Source organism: Pseudomonas moraviensis subsp. stanleyae, from assembly GCF_036283065.1.
GTDB lineage: Bacteria > Pseudomonadota > Gammaproteobacteria > Pseudomonadales > Pseudomonadaceae > Aquipseudomonas > Aquipseudomonas stanleyae.
The window spans coordinates 74,849-96,438 of record NZ_JAADJI010000004.1 but is presented as its reverse complement, the minus strand read 5'-3'; the positions used below and the strand labels follow the sequence as shown (position 1 = coordinate 96,438).

The following is a 21,590-nucleotide window of genomic DNA, read 5'->3' as shown; positions in this document are numbered from 1 at the left end:
AGTCTTAGAATCCCGGTGAAAATAAAAAAGGCCCATCGAAAGATGGGCCTTTTTTCATGCTTTAAAACTAACCACTGACTATTACAAGATGTTCAGCGGGTACTCGGTGATCAGACGGAACTCTTTGACATCACCTTCACCTTGGTCATCGTTGGCAACGTGCCAAGCTTGACGAATGCGGAAGGACAGATCTTTTGCCGGGCCAGACTGAACAACATATTTGGCTTCGAAGTTGGTTTCGTGGTGCTCACCATCTTCACCGTAAAGAGGTGCGCCAGTTCTGGTGCGATATTGGCTGTTGTCAGCCAGACCAGTACCGTCGATATCCCAGCCTTTGACGTAGCGAACCATGAAGCTCAGACCAGGAACACCGTACTCGGCCATTTTCAGGTCGTAACGGGCTTGAACCGATTTCTCGCCAGGACCGTTGAAGTCAGAGTACTGGATGGAGTTGGCGAGGAAAATCGAGTCGCCGCCACGGTTGTTCTTGCCCACGCCGATATAGTCGAACGGCGTGTCGCCATTGACCTTCTGGAAGGCCAGGGTGAAGGTGTGTGCCTTCAGGAACGACAGCGCAGTTGCCAGAGAGAACGTGGTGTTGCTGATGTCACCAACATCTTTATCACCGGTGTCGGTGGTGCGGTAGATGTTGAAGTCAGTGTTCAACGACGTGTCACCACCCAATGGCGTGGTCAGGTTCACGTTGGCGTAGTACTGGTTCCAGATGTCTTCCAGCTTGGCGCCATACAGCGATGCACTGAGGTTATCGGTGATGCCGTATTTGCCGCCGAAGTAATCGATGGAGTTGGCTTCGATGCCCGAGTAGTTGGAGTACAGGCCGCCCTCACGGGAGTTCTTGTCCTGACTGGTCGCCGAGTAGAAGTGACCGGCTTCAAGATCAAGGTCTTTGATCTCGCTGCTCTGCAGCTGGAAGCCGCTGGCACTTTGCGGGAGGATGCGCGAACCACCCACAGCGAATACAGGCGAGGTGCTAGGCTGCATGTCGCCGAATTTCAGCTCGGTCTTGGATACGCGGAATTTGATCGCTGCGCCGGCTTTGCCCTGGCTGTCATTGACGTCACGCGAATCATTGAATGGGTCAACGGTGTCGCTGCGGCTCATGTTGCCCGAGCCGGAAGTACCGTCACCACCGTCGAGTTTCAACGCCAGATAACCGAACGCATCAATACCAACACCAACGGTACCTTGGGTATAGCCGGAGGTGAAATTGGTCAGAAAACCCTGGGTCCAGTCTTTCTGATCAGCGCCGCCATCTTTGTTGTCACGGTTGAAGTAGTAGTTCTTCACCGTTTCAGTGAGTGTCGCGCCTTCAACGAAGCCTTTGGCTTCTGCCTGGTCACTTACAAATGGTGCGGCCGTAGCCAACTGAGAACCAGCAGCTGCAGCAACTGCCAGTGCGATCATGCTCCACTTCATCACGCGCATCGTGATTTGCTCCTTTGGTTTTAGAAGAGTACTGCCGTCCCACCTGTTTTATTATCTGGGCGGCTCTTTCTTTTTGTGTCGGCGCAAACTTATATCACGCTGACAATGTTGGCGATACTTGCGAAACCAACCTTTCAGCTTCTTTACGGCGTTGTCGCAAAAGGAGCGCTGGATGTCGCAAATTCACAGTACCGATGCAGCCGGACTGACAACTTTATCGCTGTTTCCGGGCCTTTTTGCATCGCTAAAAAAGAGTCCCTGGCAAAACGCTTGAATCTCCATCGGGCAACCCTGCCACTGTTTTTATTGGCTTCAGGCGACCACTTCCAGTGGTGCGCTTATAGTCCATACCGTTACGAATGCAACAAGCGTGCACAAACCGCAAAATCGGTGCGGTTATTTTTTCAGGCAGTACCCGCATATGTGAAAACCTTGTGAAAACGGGGTCCTGCGCCCATTTTATCCCGGGCTTGACGACGATCTCCCAATGGTGTTGCAACGCACCAAAGGCGCGCAGGACAACCAAAAACGTTACCGGTTCACCCCGCATTGAGTATTTGGCGGATGCCCGACCCACTGAGCGTAGACGTGTTGTGCAGTTTTGGTGCAAAAAAATCACCAATGGCCCTGAGGTGATCTGGCGATGAGTGAGTCGAGGCTTGGCAGATCAAGACTTTTCATCCGGCTTTTCACGTCAAGGCTCATGTCATGGCTTATGTTGGTGCGCGGCACGGACAAATGTCTCATGTCGAAGCGGCTGGCGATTAACTGCCGGGGCAGAGTGAAGCTCACTGCATTCGCAGGTATGCTGCCGTTCTGTCGCTTGGCGCGCTGTCTCTCGAGAGCCGCCGCTAAGCTGAGTTATAGATACAGCCGGGAGTACGTACAGTGTTTGCCTTGGATTCACGACTTCAACAGGACACCCTGGTCATCGGCGACTTTCCGTTGTGCCGGCTGTTGCTGTCCAACGACAGCAATTACCCGTGGTTCATCCTGGTGCCTCGCCGCGAGGATATAAGCGAGTTGTTTCAGTTGGATGTCGCCGATCAGCAGCAGCTCTGGCAGGAAACCACGACGCTGGCCGAGTTGCTCAAGGATTCGTTCGACGCTGACAAACTGAACGTCGCAACACTGGGTAACGTTGTCAGTCAACTGCACATGCATGTCATCGTGCGTAAACGCAATGATGCTGCGTGGCCGGCGCCGATCTGGGGCAAGCACCCCGCCAAGCCGTACAGCGCCGAGGAGGTTGCGGTCATTCGCGAACGCTTGCGTCTGGTGCTGACCGAAGAATTCACCTTTGTGGAGGGCTGAGTCATGAGCCTTGAAGAGCGCGTTACCGATCTTGAAAGCCGTCAGGCGTTTCAGGATGACACCATTCAAGCATTGAACGATGTACTGGTGGCCCAGCAGAAAGTCATCGAGCGCCTGCAATTGCAGATGGAAGCGCTGATCAAGCGTCACGAAGAGATGGTCGGGCAGTTCGGTGCCTTTGAAGAAGACACGCCACCGCCGCATTACTGAGCCATTCGGCAGGCATAAAAAAACCGCGGACAGCCAGGCTGTTCGCGGTTTTTTTTTGCTTTGGATCAGCGGCGCGGCAGTGCGGCGATCACGTCTTCGGCCTGCAGGCCTTTGTCGCGGTTCATCACCGAGAACTCGACGCGCTGGCCTTCGACCAGAACACGGTGGCCTTCGCCACGAATGGCGCGGAAGTGCACGAAAATATCATCGCCGGAATCCCGGGAGATAAAGCCGAAACCCTTGGAAGTGTTGAACCACTTCACGGTGCCGGTATCGCGATTGCTCATGTCATAGCTGGTCGGCGCAGCGGCCGGTGACGACTTGTAGAAGCTGACGGCCAGGTGCAACAGCACGGCAACCAGCGCGATCGCCAGGCTGAACAACACGGCCGGCTGGCCAGCGATGACTGGCATCGGCGCGATCAGGGTCAGGGTTTGCAGGACGACAGTCAGCACCAGGAGGGCGCTGACCAGATTTTGCAGATGCTGGCGCGGGCCTTTGTTCCAGTAGGGGATCACTGGAGCGATGACCAGGTTCAGCAGGCCGAAAAAGGCCAGGTAAAGTGCATCGGGCTGTTGCAGGTAAGGAACGGCTTCGGCTTTCAGGCTGGGTATGAACGACAGCAGCAAGGCTGCTGCGCCCATTAGCAGGTGGACGATTTTCAACATTTTGATTGGCTCACGTTATGACGGCTCACAAGGAAGAGCTGAAGGCGCACGGTTCGCTTCAGGACAAAATAAGAGGCGGTGGACACGTACACGGATCAGCCTATGCGCAACACCCCGGAAAATGGGGGATGGCGACACACTGCCTATTTAACAGCAAAGCCTGCGGCTACTCAAATCAGCCCGGCCAGCGGCAGGGAAACGGTCGATTTGTCGCACTCTGCGTGCGGATTCATAGCTGCGAGCCTGCGCTTGCCTTGCTAAAGTGGGGCTGAACCTGCTGGATGAATTCAATCACTGTTAGGGGGTAAGCATGGCAATTGATATCGGTATCAGCGAAGAAGACCGCAAATCCATCGTCGAAGGGCTGTCGCGACTGCTGTCGGACACCTACGTGCTGTATCTGAAAACCCATAACTTCCACTGGAACGTCACTGGCCCGATGTTCCGCACGCTGCATCTGATGTTCGAAGAGCAGTACAACGAGTTGGCGCTGGCCGTCGATTCGATCGCCGAGCGTATCCGTGCGTTGGGCTTCCCGGCACCGGGTGCCTACGCGACGTACGCCCGTCTTTCTTCTATCAAGGAAGAAGTCGGTGTGCCGAGCGCCGAGGACATGATCAAGCAGTTGGTCGAGGGCCAGGAGGCGGTGACCCGCACAGCGCGGGGGATCTTCCCGCTGCTGGACAAGGTCAGCGACGAGCCGACCGCTGACCTGCTGACCCAGCGTATGCAGGTGCACGAGAAAACCGCATGGATGCTGCGCGCGCTGCTCGAGGAGTGATCCGGCCGCTGCGGACGGCTTGAGGTCGTCCGCACGCTGTCCAGACTCTTACCACTGTCGTTGGCTTATCCTACGAGGCTGGTCAACAAGTCGTATGGCGCGAACTTTGTCACTGGGTTTTTATGAAGGCGCAGGATGTTGCCTTATAAATCAGCAGTCATGGCAAAGGAGTGTCAACGCTATGGTGGAAGGAGACAGGCGAAGCGACAGGATGTCGGCTTCGCGGCACGTAATAAAGGTCGACCCGTTTGTCAGCGGGTTCGACATGAATCTGATCCGGCCGTTGTCGCGATCGATTCGTCTCAACGGTTTTGCGACCTGCCTGCGCCTCGAGCAGGTCTACTGGAATATCCTCGGCGGCATGGCCGAGGCCAATCACTGTTCGATCAGCACACTGCTGTCCCATGTCGACCGTGAGGTGCATCTGCGTCACGGCGGGGTGAAGAACTTCAGTGCGCTGGTACGGGTGGTTTGCGTCATGAACGGGATCAAAGACCTCGCACCCGCAGTTTCGCCCTGAAACGGCGGTTGCAACGAGGTTGCAGGCTGTGCAGTGTTACGGCTGCACAGCCTGCATTTAATCGATATAATCCCGCGCTTTCGCCGCAAAGCCCTGCGCGCGGCAACAATCTGATCGCCGAGACACCCCCATGCCAATGTACGATTACCAATGTGCTTCCTGTGGTCATCAGTTGGAAGCCATTCAGAAGATCAGCGACGCACCGTTGGTCGACTGCCCCGCCTGTCAGGCGCCCGAACTGAAGAAGCAGCTGTCCATGCCGGGTTTTCGCCTCAGCGGCAACGGTTGGTACGAGACCGATTTCAAGACCGGAGCCAAGAAGAATCTGGCCGGTGGCGACAAAGCTGACTAGGGTTCAAACCCTGAACGAACGACACGCGTGAGTGGCCGCCTTGCTTGAAAGCGACGGTTGCTCCACCGAATTTCGAATTACGAGAAGCGAACCACACCATGATGCGCAGCCACTATTGCGGCCAACTGAACGAAAGCCTGGAAGGCCAGGAAATTACCCTTTGCGGATGGGTTCACCGTCGCCGCGACCACGGCGGGGTGATTTTCCTCGATATCCGTGATCGTGACGGTCTGGCTCAGGTGGTGTTCGATCCGGATCGCGCCGAGAGCTTCGCCGCCGCCGATCGCGTGCGCAGCGAATACGTGGTGAAAATCACCGGCAAGGTGCGTCTGCGTCCGGCCGGTGCGACCAACGCCAACATGGCCTCGGGCATGATCGAAGTGCTGGGCTACGAACTCGAAGTGCTGAACGAGTCGGAAACCCCGCCGTTCCCGCTCAACGAGTTTTCCGATGTCGGCGAAGAAACCCGCCTGCGCTATCGCTTCCTCGACTTGCGTCGTCCGGAAATGGCCGAGAAGCTGCGTCTGCGTTCGCGCATGACCACCAGCATCCGTCGCTTCCTCGACGAGAACGGCTTCCTCGACGTCGAAACGCCGATCCTCACCCGTGCCACCCCTGAAGGTGCGCGTGACTATCTGGTGCCAAGCCGTACCCACGCCGGTTCGTTCTTCGCCCTGCCGCAATCGCCGCAGCTGTTCAAGCAACTGCTGATGGTCGCCGGCTTCGACCGTTACTACCAGATCGCCAAATGCTTCCGTGACGAAGACCTGCGTGCCGACCGTCAGCCGGAATTCACCCAGATCGACATCGAGACCAGCTTCCTCGATGAAAAAGAGATCATGGGCCTGACCGAGCAGATGATCCGCAACCTGTTCAAGGAAGTGCTGAATCTGGAATTCGGCGAATTCCCGCACATGACCTTCGAAGAAGCCATGCGCCGCTACGGTTCGGACAAGCCGGACCTGCGCATTCCGCTGGAACTGGTCGACGTTGCCGACCAGCTCAAGGAAGTTGAATTCAAGGTGTTCAGCGGCCCGGCCAACGATCCCAAGTGCCGCATCGCCGCACTGCGTGTTCCAGGCGGGGCGAGCATGCCGCGCAAGCAGATCGACGACTACACCAAGTTCGTCGGCATCTACGGTGCCAAGGGCCTGGCGTACATCAAGGTCAACGAGCGTGCTGCCGGTGTTGAAGGTCTGCAATCGCCGATCGTGAAGAACATTCCTGAAGACAAGCTCAACGTGATCCTCGATCGCGTTGGCGCAGTCGATGGCGACATCGTGTTCTTCGGTGCCGACAAGGCCAGGATCGTCAGCGAAGCCCTGGGCGCGCTGCGTATCAAGCTTGGTCACGACCTGAAGCTGCTGACCTGCGAGTGGGCGCCAATGTGGGTCGTCGACTTCCCGATGTTCGAAGAAAACGACGACGGCAGCTTCTCCGCGCTGCACCACCCGTTCACCGCACCGAAGTGCACCCCGCAGGAACTCGAAGCCAACCCGGCCGGTGCGCTGTCCCGCGCATACGACATGGTGTTGAACGGCACTGAGCTGGGCGGCGGTTCGATCCGTATCCACCGCAAGGAAATGCAGCAAGCGGTATTCCGTCTGCTGGGCATCAACGAAGCGGAACAGGAAGAGAAGTTCGGCTTCCTGCTCGACGCGCTGAAGTACGGTGCACCGCCGCACGGTGGCCTGGCTTTCGGTCTGGACCGTCTGGTGATGCTGATGACCGGCGCCCAGTCGATCCGTGAAGTGATCGCCTTCCCGAAAACCCAGAGTGCTGCCGACGTGATGACGCAGGCTCCGGGCGTGGTCGATGCCAAGGCGCTGCGCGAGCTGCACATTCGCCTGCGCGAAACGCCAAAGGCTGAGTAAGACGGGCCTGAAGGCGCATCTTCGGATGCGCCTTTTTTCTTTCTCAGGTCGAATTTTTCAATTGCCGGCCACTGCCTCGGCAGGGCGGGCAAGGTTTCAAAGAGCATTCGGAGCAAGTTATGGCAGGTCATTCCAAGTGGGCAAACATCAAGCACCGCAAAGAACGTCAGGATGCCAAGAGGGGCAAGATCTTCACCAAGTGGATCCGTGAACTGACCGTTGCGGCCCGTCAGGGTGGCGGTGATCCGGGTTCCAACCCGCGTCTGCGCCTGGCCCTGGACAAGGCGTTGAGCGCCAACATGAGCCGCGACATCATTGACCGCGCGGTCGCGCGCGGTGCCGGTGCCACTGAAGCGGACAACGTTGAAGAGCTGACCTACGAAGGTTACGGCCCGGGCGGCGTGGCGGTGATGGTCGAGTGCATGACCGATAACCGCAACCGTACCGCCGCAGCCGTGCGTCATGCGTTCAGCAAGTGTGGCGGCAACCTCGGCACCGACGGTTCGGTGGCGTATCTGTTCGAGCGCAAGGGCCAGATCAGCTTCGCTCCGGGCGTCGATGAAGACGCACTGACCGAAGCGGCGCTGGAAGCCGATGCCGATGACGTGGTTACCCACGAAGACGGATCGATCGACGTGTTCACCTCCTTCACCAGCTTCTATGCGGTGCGCAATGCGCTGGAAGCGGCCGGGTTCAAGGGCGACGACGCGGAAATCGTCATGCAGCCGACCACCAGCGCCGAACTGGATCTGGAAGGTGCGGAGAAGGTGCTCAAGCTGATCGACATGCTCGAGGATCTGGATGACGTGCAGAACGTCTATTCCAACGCGGATATCCCGGAAGACGTCGCTGCTCAGCTAGGCTGATTAGCGACTAGTCTTCCCTGTGGGAGCGAGCCTGCTCGCGAAAGCGGTGTGTCATTCAGCACCTGTATCTGCTGACATACCGCCTTCGCGAGCAAGCTCGCTCCCACATTTGCTATTGGATGTCAGGTAAATCGTTTTTTATGAATCTGCAGGCGTTATGACTCTAATTCTTGGTATCGACCCCGGTTCGCGCATCACCGGTTACGGGATCGTTCGCGATACCGGGCGGGGCGGCTGCATCTATGTGGCTTCGGGCTGCATTCGCACCGGGTCCGGCGAGCTGCATGAGCGTCTGCAAATCGTCTATCGCGGCGTGCGCGAAATCATCAAGACCTACGGCCCGGTGACCATGGGCATCGAAAAGGTGTTCATGGCGAAAAACGCCGACTCGGCGCTGAAGCTCGGCCAAGCGCGTGGCGCGGCGATTGTCGCCGGTGCAGAAGAGTGTCTGGAAATTGCCGAGTACACTGCCACGCAAGTCAAACAGGCCGTGGTTGGCACGGGTGCGGCCAATAAGGAGCAGGTGCAGATGATGGTCATGCACATGCTCAAGTTGACCAGCAAGCCGCAAATCGACGCCTCCGACGCCTTGGCGATCGCCATCTGCCATGCGCATACACGCTCGAGCCTGCTCCCCCACGGTCTGGGAACCGCACGCAGTCGTGGCGGGCGCCTGCGTCTCTGATAGCATCAGCATCAATTTTCCTGAAAGTGGCCTTGCGGTGCCTGTGTTGTCGGCACGGCAGTCACCTTCAATCGTCGCCAGCCCACGGCTGGCCAGCGCTCAAGGATTTCAAACGTGATTGGACGCTTGCGCGGCACCCTGGCTGAGAAACAGCCGCCGCACCTGATTCTCGATGTGAACGGCCTCGGCTATGAGGTGGAAGTGCCGATGACCACCCTGTATCGCCTGCCGTCGGTCGGCGAACCGCTGACCCTGCACACCCATTTGGTCGTACGCGAAGATGCGCAATTGCTCTATGGTTTTGCCGGCAAGCGCGAGCGAGACTTTTTCCGCGAGCTGATTCGTCTCAACGGGGTCGGGCCGAAACTGGCGCTGGCGTTGATGTCGAGCCTGGAAGTCGATGAGCTGGTGCGCTGCGTGCAGTCCCAGGATACTTCCGCGCTGACCAAGGTGCCGGGGGTTGGCAAAAAGACCGCCGAGCGTTTGCTGGTCGAACTCAAGGATCGCTTCAAGGCCTGGGAGACCTCGCCGGCGATGTTCGCACTGGTGCCGAATCAGCCGGACGGCCCGGCGCCGGTCAACAGCGCCGAGACCGATGCGGTCAGCGCGCTGATCTCGCTGGGCTACAAGCCGCAGGAAGCGAGCAAGGCGATTTCCGCGATCAAAGACAAGAACCTGAGCAGCGAAGACCTGATCCGCCGCGCTCTGAAGGGAATGATTTAAGTGATTGAAGCTGATCGTCTGATCGCCGCCGCGCACAGCCCGCGCGAGCGCGAAGAAGTCCAGGACCGAGCGATTCGCCCGGTCAGTCTGGCCGACTACATTGGCCAGCCGACCGTGCGCGAGCAGATGGAACTATTCATCCAGGCCGCCCGTGGCCGTAGCGAATCCCTCGATCACACTTTGATCTTCGGCCCGCCGGGGCTGGGCAAAACCACGCTGGCCAACATCATTGCCCAGGAAATGGGCGTGTCGATCAAGAGCACTTCGGGCCCGGTGCTCGAGCGTCCCGGTGATCTGGCCGCATTGCTGACCAATCTCGAACCGCACGATGTGTTGTTCATCGACGAAATCCATCGTCTGTCGCCGATCGTTGAAGAAGTGCTGTACCCGGCGATGGAAGATTTCCAGCTCGACATCATGATCGGCGAAGGCCCTGCGGCGCGCTCGATCAAGCTCGATCTGCCGCCGTTCACTCTGGTCGGTGCTACCACTCGCGCCGGCATGCTGACCAATCCGCTGCGTGATCGCTTCGGTATTGTCCAGCGCCTGGAGTTCTACAGCACCGCGGACCTGGCAACCATCGTCAGTCGCTCGGCGGCGATTCTCGGTCTGCCGCTGGATCCGGAAGGTTCATTCGAGATAGCCCGTCGTGCTCGTGGCACGCCGCGTATCGCCAACCGTCTGCTGCGTCGAGTCAGGGACTTCGCCGAAGTTCGCGCCAAGGGCCACATCACCAAAGCGGTGGCGGATCTCGCGCTCAATCTGCTGGATGTCGACGAACACGGTTTCGATCACCAGGACCGGCGGCTGCTGCTGACCATGATCGAGAAGTTCGACGGTGGCCCCGTCGGTATCGACAGTCTGGCGGCGGCGATCAGTGAAGAACGCCACACCATTGAAGACGTGCTCGAACCGTATCTGATCCAGCAGGGCTACATCATGCGCACGCCACGGGGCAGGGTGGTGACGCGTCATGCCTATCTGCATTTCGGTTTGAACGTTCCGTCACGCATGGGAGAGATGCCCGTGGCAGACGAGTTTCTCGACGCCGTCGACGATTGATACACATTTGTTGGTGATTTATTCAGGGTTTGTACTGTCAGACGACGGTACTTTTGCGTTAAAGCTTTGAAACCACGAAAAACAGTTGTCTGGCCGGATTGGCAACCTGAGGAGTAAGCACTAGAGTATGCGCGCGCAAAACGGGCTTGAGCCGTTCGCACATCGTTGTCGCGTTTATTACGAGGACACCGATGCGGGCGGCATCGTGTATTACGTTAATTACCTCAAGTTTATGGAACGGGCTCGAACCGAACGGCTACGGGAACTGGGCTTTGCTCAATCGCAGCTTGCCGGAGAGGACCTGTTGTTCGTCGTGCATTCCAGCGAAGCGCGCTACCACGCGCCGGCGCGACTGGATGACGAACTGCTGGTAAGCGCTGATGTAATCGAATTGAACCGTGCCAGCCTGCGCTTCCGACAGCAGGTCAGGCGGGCCACGGATAATGTGCTGCTCTGCGAAGGGCAGTTTTTGGTGGCCTGCGTGCGCACCGACAGTTTGAAACCCCGGGCCCTTCCCGAAGACCTGCGTGCGGCCTTCGCCGACGCGGTCGGCCCGGGTACACACTCAAAGCAGGAGATAAAGCGTGGAAGCTAACGTCGTCGACCATTCCTCCATGTGGAGCCTGGTCAGCAATGCCAGCATCGTGGTGCAGTTGGTAATGTTGACCCTGGTGGCCGCATCGGTGACCTCATGGATCATGATCTTTCAGCGCAGCAATTTGCTGCGTGCCGGTCGACGCGCCCTGGAGAGCTTCGAAGAGCGCTTCTGGTCGGGTATCGACCTGTCGAAACTGTACCGTCAGGCCGGCAGCAACCCTGATCCGGATTCGGGCGTGGAGCAGATCTTCCGTGCCGGCTTCAAGGAATTCTCCCGTCTGCGTCAGCAGCCAGGTGTCGATCCTGAAGCCGTGATGGAAGGTGTCGCCCGTGCGATGCGCGTGGCCATCTCGCGCGAAGAAGAGAAACTCGAGCAGAGCCTGCCGTTCCTCGCCACCGTCGGTTCGGTCAGCCCGTACATCGGTCTGTTCGGCACCGTGTGGGGGATCATGAACTCCTTCCGCGGCCTGGCCAGCGCCCAGCAGGCGACCCTGGCCACCGTTGCCCCGGGTATCGCCGAAGCCCTGATCGCCACCGCGATCGGCCTGTTCGCTGCGATCCCGGCGGTCATCGCTTACAACCGTTTTGCTGCGCGCAGCGAAACCTTGCTGGGCCGCTACTACACCTTCGCCGATGAATTCCAGGCGATCCTGCACCGCAAAGTGCACACCAGCGAAGAATAAGCAGGTATTTCCCGATGGCTTTAATCGCTCGAGCCCGCAAAAAGCGCAAGCCGGTCGCCGAGATGAACGTGGTGCCCTACATCGACGTGATGTTGGTGCTGCTGGTCATCTTCATGGTGACCGCGCCGATGCTCAATCAGGGCGTGAAAGTTGATCTGCCCAAGGTTTCCAGCGAAGCCTTGCCGCAGGACAACAACACCCAGGTCCTGACCATTTCGATCAAGGCTGACAAGACCTACTACTGGAACCTTGGCAGCGAAGTCGACACCGAGAAGCAACAGGACAGGGCCATGACCCTGCCGCAAATGACCGACGCGGTGACCAAGATCATTCGCGCCGGCACCGAGGGCGGCAAACGCACCCAGGTGTTCATTCGTGGCGACAAGACTGTCGACTACGGCGCCGTCATGGGTGCCATGGGCGGGTTGCAGAAAGCCGGGGTCGGTAACGTTGGTCTGATTACCGAGGCCCCCTGATGCAGCAACAGCGAGAGCCGTCCGCCTCGGAAAGCTACTTCTGGCCTAGTGTTCTGGCAATTGTCCTGCACGTGCTGGTATTCGGCATGCTGTTCGTCAGTTTTGCCTTCACGCCCGAACTGCCGCCGGCCAAGCCGATCGTCCAGGCGACTCTGTACCAACTGAAATCGAAAAGTCAGGCAACCACCCAGACCAATCAGAAGATTGCGGGTGAGGCGAAGAAATCCGCCGCGCGCCAGACCGAAGTCGAGCAGATGGAACAGAAAAAGATCGAGCAGGAAGCGGTGAAGGCGGCGGAACAAAAGAAAGAGGAAGCGGCTCAAAAGGCCGAAGAAGCCAAGAAGGCCGACGAGGCGAAAAAAGCCGACGAAGCAAAAAAGGCTGATGAAGCCAAAAAAGCCGACGACGCGAAGAAAGCCGAAGCGAAAAAGGCCGAAGAGAAACAATTGGCTGATATAGCCAAGAAGAAGGCCGAAGACGAAGCGAAGAAGGCTGCTGAGGAAGAGGCGAAGAAAGCCGCTGCCGAAGAAGCCAAGAAAAAGATCGTCGAAGACGCGAAAAAGAAAGCCGCCGAAGACGCCAAGAAAAAAGCTGAAGCTGAAGAGGCGAAGAAGAAAGTCGCCGAAGACGCGAAGAAGAAAGCTGCTGCCGATGCTGCGAAGAAAAAAGCGCAGGAAGCGGCACGCAAATCCGCCGAAGACAAAAAGGCCCAGGCCTTGGCAGATTTGCTTTCCGACACGCCACAGCGCCAGCAGGCCCTGGCAGATGAGCAGGGTGACGAGGTTGCCGGCAGTTTCGATGACCTGATTCGCGCTCGCGCAGCAGAAGGCTGGGCTCGTCCACCTTCGGCGCGCAAAGGCATGACGGTCGTGCTGCAAATCGGCATGTTGCCGGATGGTACGGTGACTTCGGTCAGCGTGGCCAAATCCAGCGGCGACGGTCCGTTCGATGCTTCGGCAGTTGCGGCAGTGAAGAATATTGGACGTTTGACAGAAATGCAGGGAATGAAGCCGAGCGATTTCGCTCCGTATCGTTCATTCAAGATGACATTCACACCTGAGGATCTAGCCTTGTGAGAAACCTTCTTCGAGGAATGCTGGTCGTGATCTGCTGCATGGCAGGGATCGCGGCGGCAGATGAAAAGAACATTCTGGTCACCAGCGGCAGCGATCGGGCTACTCCGATCGCCGTCGTACCGTTCGGCATGCAGGGCGGCGCCGTGCTGCCAGACGACATGGCTGAAATCATTGGCAACGACTTGCGCAACTCGGGCTATTACTCGCCGATTCCAAAAGCCAACATGATCAGCCAGCCAAGCCAGCCGAGCGAAATCATCTTCCGTGACTGGAAGGCGGTGGGTGCTCAATACATGATGGTCGGCAGCATCGCTCCGGCGGGCGGTCGCCTGCAGGTGCAGTGGGCACTGTTCAACGTCGCCACCGAGCAGAAAGTGGCTGACGGCAGTGTTTCCGGCACGACCGATCAGATTCGTGACATGGCGCACTTCATTTCCGACCAGTCTTTCCAGAAGCTGACCGGTATCGAGGGTGCTTTCTCGACGCGTCTGCTGTACGTAACGGCCGAGCGTTTCTCCGAGAAGAACACGCGCTACACCCTGCAACGTTCCGACTATGACGGCGCCCGCGCAGTGACTCTGCTGCAATCGCGTGAGCCGATCCTGTCGCCGCGTTTTGCACCGGATGGCAAGCGTATCGCCTACGTGTCGTTCGAGCAGAAGCGTCCGCGCATCTTCATGCAGAACATCGACACCGGTCGCCGTGAGCAGATCACCAATTTCGAAGGCCTCAACGGCGCGCCAGCCTGGTCGCCGGATGGCAATCGCCTGGCATTCGTGCTGTCGAAAGACGGCAACCCGGACATCTACGTGATGAACCTCGGTTCGCGTCAGATCAGCCGTGTAACCAACGGCCAGGGGATCAATACCGAACCGTTCTGGGGCAAGGATGGCTCGACCATCTACTTCACCTCCGACCGTGGCGGCAAGCCGCAAATCTATAAAACCAGCGTTGGTGGCGGTGGTGCCGAGCGTGTGACGTTCGTTGGCAACTACAACGCCAACCCGAAACTGTCGGCTGATGAAAAGACTTTGGTGATGATTCATCGTCAGGATGGCTTCACCAATTTCAAGGTGGCAGCTCAGGATCTGCAGCGGGGTAGTGTAAAGATCCTCACTGATAGCACTCTGGACGAGTCACCTACTGTTGCGCCCAACGGCACCATGGTAATCTACGCCACCCGCCAACAGGGCCGGGGAGTCTTGATGCTCGTGTCCATCAATGGACGCGTGAGGCTCCCGCTTCCTACCGCTCAAGGCGAAGTCAGAGAACCGTCCTGGTCCCCTTACCTGAAGTGAGCGGGCGCTACACGTTTTACTTAACACACTGGGGTTCATTAGGAGTTTCACGATGGAAATGCTGAAGTTTGGTAAATTTGCTGCGCTGGCTCTGGCCATGGCTGTAGCTGTAGGTTGCTCGTCCAAAGGCGGCGACAACGCCGGTGAAGGCGCTGTTGATCCAAACGCTGGTTACGGCGCAAACACTGGTGCCGTTGACGGTTCCCTGAGCGAAGAAGCTGCTCTGCGCGCAATCACCACCTTCTACTTCGAATACGACAGCTCGGACCTGAAGCCAGAAGCCATGCGCGCTCTGGACGTTCACGCCAAAGACCTGAAAGCAAACGGCGCTCGCGTTGTTCTGGAAGGCAACACCGACGAACGTGGTACTCGTGAGTACAACATGGCACTGGGCGAGCGTCGTGCGAAAGCCGTTCAGCGCTACCTGGTACTGCAAGGTGTTTCCCCAGCTCAGCTGGAACTGGTTTCCTACGGCGAAGAGCGTCCAGTTGCTACCGGCAACGACGAGCAGTCCTGGGCCCAGAACCGTCGCGTCGAACTGCGTAAGTAATTCGATATGCGAACGTGCCGTCGTGCTGTAACTGTTCTGGCTCTCAGCCTTGCGCCGCTTGCGGCGTGGGCTGCGGTTCCTGTGGTCGATGACAACTCCGGTTATAACAATAGCGGGAGCAGTTATCCGCCTGCGGGTTACGGTACGAACGGCGCCTATGCCGGGGGAGCGGCTTCGGCCCCTGCCTCGGCACAAGGCATGCTGTTCAACCAATTGCAACAGATGCAGGATCAGATCTCGCGCCAACAGGGCGTGATCGAAGAACTGCAGAATCAGGTTGCGCGCATGAAGCAGGAATCCCTGGAGCGATACCAGGATCTTGATCGGCGCATAGGATCCGGCGTTGCACCAGCCGCGACTCCCGAGAATTCTTCTGCCGGTGGCGATGCAAGTGCTGCCGCCGGTGCTGCTGCAGGCGCGGGTGCTGCTGCGGCAGCCCAAGGCCCTGCTGCGGGTAGCGAACCGGCTGATCCGGCCAAGGAAAAGCTGTATTACGATGCCGCTTTCGACCTGATCAAAGCCAAGGATTTCGACAAGGCCAGCCAGGCCTTCGCCGCTTTCCTGCGCAAATACCCGAACAGCCAGTACGCGGGCAACGCCCAGTACTGGTTGGGCGAAGTGAACCTGGCCAAGGGTGATCTGCAAGGTGCAGGTCAGGCCTTTGCCAAGGTTTCGCAGCTGTATCCCAAGCACAATAAAGTGCCGGACTCGCTGTACAAACTGGCTGACGTAGAGCGCCGCCTCGGTCACACCGACAAGGTCAAAGGCATTCTGCAGCAGGTGGTGTCCCAATATCCGGGCACGTCCGCCGCGCAGCTGGCTCAGCGTGATCTGCAGCGCATGTAAGCCTGTTTATCCGTGTTTTGAAGAAACCCGCGCTTGTCGCGGGTTTTTTCGTTAGAATTCACGCCCTTTTTCTGAAACACGCTTCTTGCGGTCTACGCGTTGGCGGGATTGCCTGAAGTGCCTGACGGAGGCGGACAGCCTGTTTAGCTGTTACGCCCGTGGCGACTATGCAAGACACATTGAGAATCACCGAAGTTTTCTACTCGTTGCAGGGGGAAACTCGGACTGCCGGGCTGCCCACGGTTTTCGTGCGCCTGACCGGTTGCCCGTTGCGTTGCCAGTACTGCGACAGCGCTTATGCGTTCAGCGGCGGCACCGTCCGCACCCTCGACGACATCCTTGAGCAAGTGGCCGGATATCGTCCGCGCTACGTCTGTGTCACCGGCGGTGAGCCGTTGGCCCAGCCGAATGTCATTCCTTTGCTTGAACGCTTATGTGATGCCGGTTACGAGGTGTCGCTGGAAACCAGCGGCGCCCTTGACGTATCCGCTGTCGATCCGCGTGTCAGTCGCGTCGTCGATCTGAAAACGCCGGGCTCGAAAGAAGCCCATCGCAACCGTTACGAGAACATCGAGCTGCTGACCCGCAACGATCAGGTGAAGTTTGTCATCTGCTCGCGTGAGGACTATGACTGGGCGGTATCGAAACTGATCCAGTACGGTCTCGACCAGCGAGCTGGCGAAGTGCTGTTTTCCCCAAGTCACCACGACCTCAATGCCCGTGAACTGGCAGACTGGGTAGTGGCGGATAACCTGCCGGTACGCCTGCAATTGCAGCTGCATAAATATCTTTGGAACGACGAGCCGGGGCGCTGAGATGACTGAACAAATGAATACCACCGAAAAACGTGCAGTCATTCTGCTGTCCGGCGGCCTCGACTCGGCCACCGTCGTGGCGATGGCTCGCGCAGAAGGCTACGCCTGTTACACCATGAGCTTCGATTACGGCCAGCGATCGCATGCCGAATTGCACGCCGCCGCCCGCGTCGCTCGCGATCTGGGTGTGGTCGAGCACAAGGTCATTGGCCTGAACCTCAACGGCATGGGCGGCTCGGCGCTGACCGATACCAGCATCGACATTCCGGAGGAGCTGGGCGAAGGCATTCCGGTGACTTATGTGCCGGCGCGCAACACCGTGTTCCTGTCGCTGGCATTGGGTTGGGCCGAAGTGCTCGGCGCCCGCGACATCTTTATCGGCGTCAACGCGGTGGATTATTCCGGCTACCCCGATTGCCGTCCCGAGTTCATCGAGTCGTTCGAGCGCATGGCCAATCTGGCGACCAAGGCTGGCGTGGAAGGTAACGGCTTCCGCATTCAGGCACCGTTGCAGAACCTGAGCAAGGCGCAGATCGTCCAGGCTGGCGTGAAGCTCGGCGTGGATTATGGGCTCACCGTTTCCTGCTATCAGGCCGACGATGACGGCCGCGCCTGCGGCAAATGCGACAGCTGCCGCCTGCGTGCAGACGGCTTCGCGGCAGCTGGTGTGGCGGATCCAACACCTTATTTTTGATTATTTTCAAAAAAGGTGTTGAATAGTCCTTAAAAATCAGTATTATACGCGCCACCACACAGCGGGTCGTTAGCTCAGTTGGTAGAGCAGTTGGCTTTTAACCAATTGGTCGTAGGTTCGAATCCCACACGACCCACCATATTTGGCGGTTTAGAAAATCCGGAAGGCCCACGAAAGTGAGGATTTCCGGGTTTTTTTTTGCCCGCGATTCGGCTGCTCTGCGTTGCAGCGCCGCCCGGCCTGACACAGGTCAGAATCATCTTTTGTATCAACGGGATATTCTGTAGCCTTGCGCAGCTTCAACGCTGTCCGTGCCTGATGATCCTCACTTTCCCGGCGGTACCCTCTAGCGGTCCGGAGCCGGGTGTATACTCGACTTTCGCGCGAATGCGCCTGCAGGTCTTGCGAACATGACGCAGATTTCCGAACGCCTTCTGGTTCAAGCCCACCTCGACGCCAAGCAGCCCAAACCGCTGACGGCAGAGGAGGAGGCCTACTACCGTTCCGCCATCGCCGCCGAGCTCAAGGCTCAGGACGCGGTGCTCGTGGCTCACTTCTATTGCGATCCGGTGATTCAGGCCCTGGCCGAAGAAACCGGTGGCTGTGTTTCCGATTCCCTGGAAATGGCCCGCTTCGGCAACGCCCATCCTGCCAAGACAGTAGTGGTCGCCGGCGTGAAGTTCATGGGGGAGACGGCAAAAATTCTCAACCCGGAAAAACGCGTGCTGATGCCGACCCTTGAGGCGACCTGCTCGCTGGACCTGGGTTGCCCGGTCGACGAGTTCTCGGCGTTCTGCGATCAGCATCCGGAGCGCACCGTGGTGGTTTACGCCAACACCTCCGCCGCGGTGAAGGCTCGGGCTGACTGGGTGGTGACGTCGAGCTGCGCACTGGAAATCGTCGAAAGCCTGATGGACAACGGCGAGACGATCATCTGGGGCCCGGACAAGCACCTGGGCACTTACATTCAGCGCAAGACCGGCGCCGACATGCTGCTTTGGGACGGTGCCTGCATCGTTCACGAAGAGTTCAAGTCCAAGCAGCTCGAGGACATGAAGGCGCTGTATCCGGACGCGGCGATTCTGGTTCACCCGGAGTCGCCGACATCGGTGATCGAGCTGGCGGACGCCGTCGGTTCCACCAGTCAGTTGATCGCAGCCGCACAGAGCCTGCCGAACAAGACCCTGATCGTCGCCACCGATCGTGGCATCTTCTACAAGATGCAGCAGCTTTGCCCGGACAAGGTCTTCATCGAGGCGCCTACTGCCGGTAACGGCGCGGCGTGCCGCAGCTGCGCACATTGCCCGTGGATGGCCATGAATACCCTTGAGCGAACACTCAAGAGCTTGAAGGAAGGCACGAACGAGATCTTTGTCGATCCGGCGCTGATTCCCCAAGCGATCCGCCCTTTGAAGCGCATGCTCGACTTCACCCAGGCAGCGCGGATGAAATTGGCCGGTAACGCATAAGGTTCACAAACAACACAAAACCTGTGGGAGCGAGCCTGCTCGCGAAAGCTGTGTGTCAGTCGACTAAAACATTGACTGATACAGCGCTTTCGCGAGCAGGCTCGCTCCCACAGCGGTATTCGGTGTCAGGCGGTTATTTGCTCTTTTTCGGAATCCGCACCACGCGGGTATCCGAATAAATGTCATGCCAGGTGCGCTTCTGCTTGTCGAACAGCGACCAGAAGAAACCCAGCCCGATACACAACCACGACGCGATCGACACCATAAAGCGCAACAGCGCCTGCCACAGGCTGATCGCTGTGCCGTTGGCGTTCTGCACGCGAATGCCCCACACCTGCATACCGAGTGTCTGCCCGCCATGGGTCCAGAACTTGGCGAAGAAGCCGAACAATACCAACAGCAGTACCGTGGAATAAAGCGGATCGCCGTCGAGCTGGCCGGCATCGGTCATCGCCCGCAGGCGTTCTTCGCCAATGATCGCGGCCTGGATCAACTTGTAAATGAAACCGGTGACGATCAGCAGGGCGGTGCACAGCAGGAAGTCATAGAACATCGCAGCCAGACGACGACCAAGAGCAACGGGAGGAAAGTCCCCTTGCGGCGTGAGCAGGTGTTTCGACATGGCAGCCTCGGGATGCGGATGGAAGCGCCATTTTACGGATTGGCGCGCACAAAAAAGCCCCTGATATCAATATCAGGGGCTTTTTCGTATCAGCAGATCAAGCTTCTGCTTGTACTTCGTCAGCCTGCATGCCTTTCTGGCCTTGCACAGCAACGAAAGTCACTTTCTGGCCTTCTTTCAGGCTTTTGAAGCCGTTGCCCTGAATGGCGCGGAAATGTACGAACAGATCCGGACCGCTTTCTGGAGTGATAAAACCAAAACCTTTCTCGTCGTTAAACCACTTGACGGTACCGCTCTGACGTGTGGACATTTCTTATTTCCTTTGACGCATAAATTGATGACAGCCCCTTTCACATGAAAGAGTACTGGAGCTGGTTGCAAGGAGTAAGAAGACGTCGAGCGGGATGTAGCTAACTTGTAGGCTACTGCCCAGGTCACGATTCCAAGCTGACCCATGCAAACACAGTGGACAAACTCTACGCCAACTACGGGAGAAAAAACAAGCCCCGCGAAGGCCCCGGTTTTACTGCCTTTGATGGCAGTTCATCAGTTCACTAGTACAGTCTTAGACGATTGTCTGGTTCTATTTTTTGCAAACGTTATAAGCAACGTTCATATTCGAAACGGATGTAAAAAAACGCACTGTTTTATGGCGATTGCGTTACACATTAGTGCACGTATAACGCAAGCGCGTTACTTATAGAAACAGTCGATCAACCGCGATAGTAGCGTTGTGGAACAAATGGCATTTTGCTTACAAGCATCTGCACCTTTTTCCCACGGACAATGGCCCACACGGGCGTATCCAGCGCACCATAAGCGCTGTCGAGGTAGCCCATCGCCAACGGCCCGGCCAAGGTCGGACCGAAGCCGCCGCTGCAGACGCTGCCGATAATCTCGCCTGCCTCGTTGACGATTTCTGCGCCTTCACGCACCGGGGTGCGTTCCTGTGGCAGCAGGCCGACGCGTTTGCGGGCGACACCGTTTTGTTGCTGGGCGAAAATCTGATCCGCACCCGGGAAACCGCCGGCCCGTGCGCCATCGGCGCGGCGTGGCCTGGAGATGGCCCAGAGCAGGCTCGCTTCGATCGGCGTCGTTTCGGTGTTCATGTCGTGGCCGTACAGGCACAGGCCGGCTTCCAGGCGCAGCGAATCGCGGGCGCCGAGGCCGATAGCCTGGACCTCTGGCTCGGCGAGCAGGGCGCGAGCGAGTTTTTCCGCTTCAGCGGCCGGTACCGAGATTTCGAAACCGTCTTCACCGGTGTAGCCCGAACGGCTGACAAAGCAATCCACACCCAGCAATGACACACGCTTGAACTGCATGAAAGTCATCGTCGCCACGTCCGGCGCAAGACGCGCCAGCACGGTTACGGCTGCCGGACCTTGCAAAGCGAGCAGGGCGCGCTCTTCGAACAGCGCCGTAATGGTGCACTGATCGCCGATGTGTTTTTGCAAATGCGCGAGATCCTGATCCTTGCACGCGGCGTTGACCACCAGGAACAACTCGTCATTGCCAAGATTGGCGACCATCAGGTCGTCGAGGATGCCGCCGCTTTCGTTGGTGAACATCGCATAACGCTGCATGCCCACTGGCAGGTCGATGATGTCCACCGGGACCAGAGTTTCCAGGGCTTTGGCGGCGCTGGCACCGGTCAGGCGAATCTGGCCCATGTGCGAGACGTCGAACAACCCGGCCTGTTCGCGGGTGTGCTGATGTTCTTTCATCACGCCGAGCGGGTATTGCACGGGCATGTCATAGCCGGCGAACGGCACCATGCGCGCGCCAAGTTCGAGGTGCAGCGCGTGCAGCGGGGTTTTCGACAGTTGTTCGGTGGACATGCGTGGCTCCTTGAAAATTTGAGTTTGGGGGTAAGCGGAAAGATCAAGATCAAAAGCCCCTCACCCCAGCCCTCTCCCGGAGGGAGAGGGGGCTAATTACGTTTCTCTCCCTGGGGGAGAGGTGG

General features: G+C 58.1%; 26 protein-coding genes and 1 tRNA gene. 22 read left to right on the top strand and 5 right to left on the bottom strand.

The features are described 5' to 3' along the window. Positions 1–81 precede the first annotated feature (81 nt). Entirely contained in the window at positions 82–1,446 is a 1,365-nt protein-coding gene (locus GXB78_RS07950; RefSeq protein WP_329515008.1) for an OprD family porin, read from the bottom strand. Positions 1,447–1,521: 75 nt separating this feature from the next. Here GXB78_RS07950 and GXB78_RS07945 point away from each other — a divergent pair, with 75 nt between their 5' ends. The 3 genes from GXB78_RS07945 to GXB78_RS07935 all read left to right on the top strand — a co-directional run bounded on the left by GXB78_RS07945 (position 1,522) and on the right by GXB78_RS07935 (position 2,970). Next, positions 1,522–1,884, top strand: coding sequence for a hypothetical protein (locus GXB78_RS07945; protein WP_329515007.1), 363 nt, complete (start codon positions 1,522–1,524; stop codon positions 1,882–1,884). Positions 1,885–2,334: 450 nt separating this feature from the next. Then, positions 2,335–2,760: an HIT family protein gene (locus GXB78_RS07940; RefSeq protein ID WP_329515006.1), complete on the top strand. Its 426-nt coding sequence runs from the start codon at positions 2,335–2,337 to the stop codon at positions 2,758–2,760. A 3-nt stretch (positions 2,761–2,763) separates the two neighbouring features. Next, positions 2,764–2,970 carry a SlyX family protein gene (locus GXB78_RS07935; protein ID WP_329515005.1) on the top strand — a complete coding sequence of 69 codons (207 nt, stop codon included), beginning with the start codon at positions 2,764–2,766 and terminating at the stop codon, positions 2,968–2,970. A gap of 65 nt (positions 2,971–3,035) precedes the next feature. On the opposite strand, the gene GXB78_RS07930 is transcribed toward GXB78_RS07935, so the two are convergent. Further along, entirely contained in the window at positions 3,036–3,638 is a 603-nt protein-coding gene (locus GXB78_RS07930) for a cold-shock protein (protein WP_329515004.1), read from the bottom strand. A gap of 310 nt (positions 3,639–3,948) precedes the next feature. Between GXB78_RS07930 and GXB78_RS07925 the strand changes: the two genes are divergently transcribed. From GXB78_RS07925 to nadA, 19 genes are all read left to right on the top strand, one after another. After that, positions 3,949–4,419 carry a Dps family protein gene (locus GXB78_RS07925; protein ID WP_016773497.1) on the top strand — a complete coding sequence of 157 codons (471 nt, stop codon included), beginning with the start codon at positions 3,949–3,951 and terminating at the stop codon, positions 4,417–4,419. Positions 4,420–4,600: 181 nt separating this feature from the next. Then, positions 4,601–4,939 carry a ribbon-helix-helix domain-containing protein gene (locus GXB78_RS07920; protein WP_329515003.1) on the top strand — a complete coding sequence of 113 codons (339 nt, stop codon included), beginning with the start codon at positions 4,601–4,603 and terminating at the stop codon, positions 4,937–4,939. A 130-nt stretch (positions 4,940–5,069) separates the two neighbouring features. Further along, the gene (locus GXB78_RS07915) at positions 5,070–5,291 is read left to right on the top strand and encodes an FmdB family zinc ribbon protein (RefSeq protein WP_016773499.1); all 222 of its coding nucleotides are present in this window, start codon (positions 5,070–5,072) and stop codon (positions 5,289–5,291) included. Between the two features lie 98 nt (positions 5,292–5,389). After that, positions 5,390–7,165 carry an aspartate--tRNA ligase gene (gene aspS, locus GXB78_RS07910; RefSeq protein ID WP_329515002.1) on the top strand — a complete coding sequence of 592 codons (1,776 nt, stop codon included), beginning with the start codon at positions 5,390–5,392 and terminating at the stop codon, positions 7,163–7,165. A gap of 119 nt (positions 7,166–7,284) precedes the next feature. After that, positions 7,285–8,031, top strand: coding sequence for a YebC/PmpR family DNA-binding transcriptional regulator (locus GXB78_RS07905; protein WP_034153419.1), 747 nt, complete (start codon positions 7,285–7,287; stop codon positions 8,029–8,031). 157 nt (positions 8,032–8,188) lie between these two features. After that, the gene (ruvC, locus tag GXB78_RS07900) at positions 8,189–8,716 is read left to right on the top strand and encodes a crossover junction endodeoxyribonuclease RuvC (protein ID WP_016773501.1); all 528 of its coding nucleotides are present in this window, start codon (positions 8,189–8,191) and stop codon (positions 8,714–8,716) included. A 114-nt stretch (positions 8,717–8,830) separates the two neighbouring features. Continuing rightward, positions 8,831–9,439, top strand: coding sequence for a Holliday junction branch migration protein RuvA (gene ruvA, locus GXB78_RS07895; RefSeq protein ID WP_024014088.1), 609 nt, complete (start codon positions 8,831–8,833; stop codon positions 9,437–9,439). Further along, a complete protein-coding gene (gene ruvB, locus GXB78_RS07890; RefSeq protein ID WP_024014087.1) occupies positions 9,440–10,501 on the top strand; it encodes a Holliday junction branch migration DNA helicase RuvB in 1,062 nt (353 codons plus the stop codon). A gap of 127 nt (positions 10,502–10,628) precedes the next feature. Next, on the top strand, positions 10,629–11,096 hold the full coding sequence (gene ybgC, locus GXB78_RS07885; RefSeq protein WP_253504768.1) for a tol-pal system-associated acyl-CoA thioesterase: 468 nt from the start codon (positions 10,629–10,631) through the stop codon (positions 11,094–11,096). Then, positions 11,086–11,781 (top strand): protein TolQ, encoded by a 696-nt coding sequence (tolQ, locus tag GXB78_RS07880; RefSeq protein ID WP_008080223.1) that lies wholly within the window; start codon positions 11,086–11,088, stop codon positions 11,779–11,781. The genes ybgC and tolQ overlap by 11 nt, the downstream gene beginning before the upstream one ends. A gap of 23 nt (positions 11,782–11,804) precedes the next feature. Next, entirely contained in the window at positions 11,805–12,257 is a 453-nt protein-coding gene (gene tolR / locus GXB78_RS07875; protein ID WP_160767866.1) for a protein TolR, read from the top strand. After that, the gene (tolA, locus tag GXB78_RS07870) at positions 12,257–13,333 is read left to right on the top strand and encodes a cell envelope integrity protein TolA (RefSeq protein ID WP_016773505.1); all 1,077 of its coding nucleotides are present in this window, start codon (positions 12,257–12,259) and stop codon (positions 13,331–13,333) included. The genes tolR and tolA overlap by 1 nt, the downstream gene beginning before the upstream one ends. 17 nt (positions 13,334–13,350) lie before the next feature. Then, positions 13,351–14,631 carry a Tol-Pal system beta propeller repeat protein TolB gene (gene tolB, locus GXB78_RS07865; protein ID WP_016773506.1) on the top strand — a complete coding sequence of 427 codons (1,281 nt, stop codon included), beginning with the start codon at positions 13,351–13,353 and terminating at the stop codon, positions 14,629–14,631. A 52-nt stretch (positions 14,632–14,683) separates the two neighbouring features. After that, on the top strand, positions 14,684–15,181 hold the full coding sequence (pal, locus tag GXB78_RS07860; RefSeq protein ID WP_003178634.1) for a peptidoglycan-associated lipoprotein Pal: 498 nt from the start codon (positions 14,684–14,686) through the stop codon (positions 15,179–15,181). A 6-nt stretch (positions 15,182–15,187) separates the two neighbouring features. Continuing rightward, a complete protein-coding gene (gene ybgF / locus GXB78_RS07855; RefSeq protein ID WP_329515001.1) occupies positions 15,188–16,027 on the top strand; it encodes a tol-pal system protein YbgF in 840 nt (279 codons plus the stop codon). A 167-nt stretch (positions 16,028–16,194) separates the two neighbouring features. Next, positions 16,195–16,842 carry a 7-carboxy-7-deazaguanine synthase QueE gene (gene queE, locus GXB78_RS07850; protein WP_329515000.1) on the top strand — a complete coding sequence of 216 codons (648 nt, stop codon included), beginning with the start codon at positions 16,195–16,197 and terminating at the stop codon, positions 16,840–16,842. 1 nt (position 16,843) lies between these two features. Further along, complete coding sequence (gene queC / locus GXB78_RS07845) at positions 16,844–17,536, top strand: 7-cyano-7-deazaguanine synthase QueC (protein WP_329514999.1); 693 nt, start codon at positions 16,844–16,846, stop codon at positions 17,534–17,536. A gap of 63 nt (positions 17,537–17,599) precedes the next feature. Then, positions 17,600–17,675, top strand: a tRNA-Lys gene (locus GXB78_RS07840). Positions 17,676–17,946: 271 nt separating this feature from the next. After that, positions 17,947–19,005 (top strand): quinolinate synthase NadA, encoded by a 1,059-nt coding sequence (gene nadA, locus GXB78_RS07835; RefSeq protein WP_016773509.1) that lies wholly within the window; start codon positions 17,947–17,949, stop codon positions 19,003–19,005. 133 nt (positions 19,006–19,138) lie between these two features. On the opposite strand, the gene GXB78_RS07830 is transcribed toward nadA, so the two are convergent. From GXB78_RS07830 to gcvT, 3 genes are all read right to left on the bottom strand, one after another. Next, complete coding sequence (locus tag GXB78_RS07830) at positions 19,139–19,627, bottom strand: RDD family protein (protein ID WP_329514998.1); 489 nt, start codon at positions 19,625–19,627, stop codon at positions 19,139–19,141. A 97-nt stretch (positions 19,628–19,724) separates the two neighbouring features. Continuing rightward, the gene (locus tag GXB78_RS07825; protein WP_003227496.1) at positions 19,725–19,937 is read right to left on the bottom strand and encodes a cold-shock protein; all 213 of its coding nucleotides are present in this window, start codon (positions 19,935–19,937) and stop codon (positions 19,725–19,727) included. A gap of 403 nt (positions 19,938–20,340) precedes the next feature. Next, complete coding sequence (gene gcvT, locus GXB78_RS07820) at positions 20,341–21,465, bottom strand: glycine cleavage system aminomethyltransferase GcvT (RefSeq protein ID WP_329514997.1); 1,125 nt, start codon at positions 21,463–21,465, stop codon at positions 20,341–20,343. Positions 21,466–21,590: the final 125 nt, after the last annotated feature.

What these genes read in the sequence shown, in the direction of transcription:
- tolA (WP_016773505.1), top strand. Translation starts at nt 12,257, where the DNA reads ATGCAGCAACAGCGAGAGCCGTCCGCCTCGGAAAGCTACTTCTGGCCT.
- queC (WP_329514999.1), top strand. Translation starts at nt 16,844, where the DNA reads ATGACTGAACAAATGAATACCACCGAAAAACGTGCAGTCATTCTGCTG.
- gcvT (WP_329514997.1), bottom strand. Translation starts at nt 21,465, where the DNA reads ATGTCCACCGAACAACTGTCGAAAACCCCGCTGCACGCGCTGCACCTC.
- GXB78_RS07915 (WP_016773499.1), top strand. Translation starts at nt 5,070, where the DNA reads ATGCCAATGTACGATTACCAATGTGCTTCCTGTGGTCATCAGTTGGAA.
- pal (WP_003178634.1), top strand. Translation starts at nt 14,684, where the DNA reads ATGGAAATGCTGAAGTTTGGTAAATTTGCTGCGCTGGCTCTGGCCATG.
- GXB78_RS07935 (WP_329515005.1), top strand. Translation starts at nt 2,764, where the DNA reads ATGAGCCTTGAAGAGCGCGTTACCGATCTTGAAAGCCGTCAGGCGTTT.
- GXB78_RS07925 (WP_016773497.1), top strand. Translation starts at nt 3,949, where the DNA reads ATGGCAATTGATATCGGTATCAGCGAAGAAGACCGCAAATCCATCGTC.
- tolB (WP_016773506.1), top strand. Translation starts at nt 13,351, where the DNA reads ATGCTGGTCGTGATCTGCTGCATGGCAGGGATCGCGGCGGCAGATGAA.
- nadA (WP_016773509.1), top strand. Translation starts at nt 17,947, where the DNA reads ATGACGCAGATTTCCGAACGCCTTCTGGTTCAAGCCCACCTCGACGCC.
- ybgC (WP_253504768.1), top strand. Translation starts at nt 10,629, where the DNA reads ATGCGCGCGCAAAACGGGCTTGAGCCGTTCGCACATCGTTGTCGCGTT.
- GXB78_RS07830 (WP_329514998.1), bottom strand. Translation starts at nt 19,627, where the DNA reads ATGTCGAAACACCTGCTCACGCCGCAAGGGGACTTTCCTCCCGTTGCT.
- GXB78_RS07825 (WP_003227496.1), bottom strand. Translation starts at nt 19,937, where the DNA reads ATGTCCACACGTCAGAGCGGTACCGTCAAGTGGTTTAACGACGAGAAA.
- GXB78_RS07950 (WP_329515008.1), bottom strand. Translation starts at nt 1,446, where the DNA reads ATGCGCGTGATGAAGTGGAGCATGATCGCACTGGCAGTTGCTGCAGCT.
- ruvC (WP_016773501.1), top strand. Translation starts at nt 8,189, where the DNA reads ATGACTCTAATTCTTGGTATCGACCCCGGTTCGCGCATCACCGGTTAC.
- GXB78_RS07905 (WP_034153419.1), top strand. Translation starts at nt 7,285, where the DNA reads ATGGCAGGTCATTCCAAGTGGGCAAACATCAAGCACCGCAAAGAACGT.
- ybgF (WP_329515001.1), top strand. Translation starts at nt 15,188, where the DNA reads ATGCGAACGTGCCGTCGTGCTGTAACTGTTCTGGCTCTCAGCCTTGCG.
- queE (WP_329515000.1), top strand. Translation starts at nt 16,195, where the DNA reads ATGCAAGACACATTGAGAATCACCGAAGTTTTCTACTCGTTGCAGGGG.
- GXB78_RS07920 (WP_329515003.1), top strand. Translation starts at nt 4,601, where the DNA reads ATGGTGGAAGGAGACAGGCGAAGCGACAGGATGTCGGCTTCGCGGCAC.
- GXB78_RS07930 (WP_329515004.1), bottom strand. Translation starts at nt 3,638, where the DNA reads ATGTTGAAAATCGTCCACCTGCTAATGGGCGCAGCAGCCTTGCTGCTG.
- aspS (WP_329515002.1), top strand. Translation starts at nt 5,390, where the DNA reads ATGATGCGCAGCCACTATTGCGGCCAACTGAACGAAAGCCTGGAAGGC.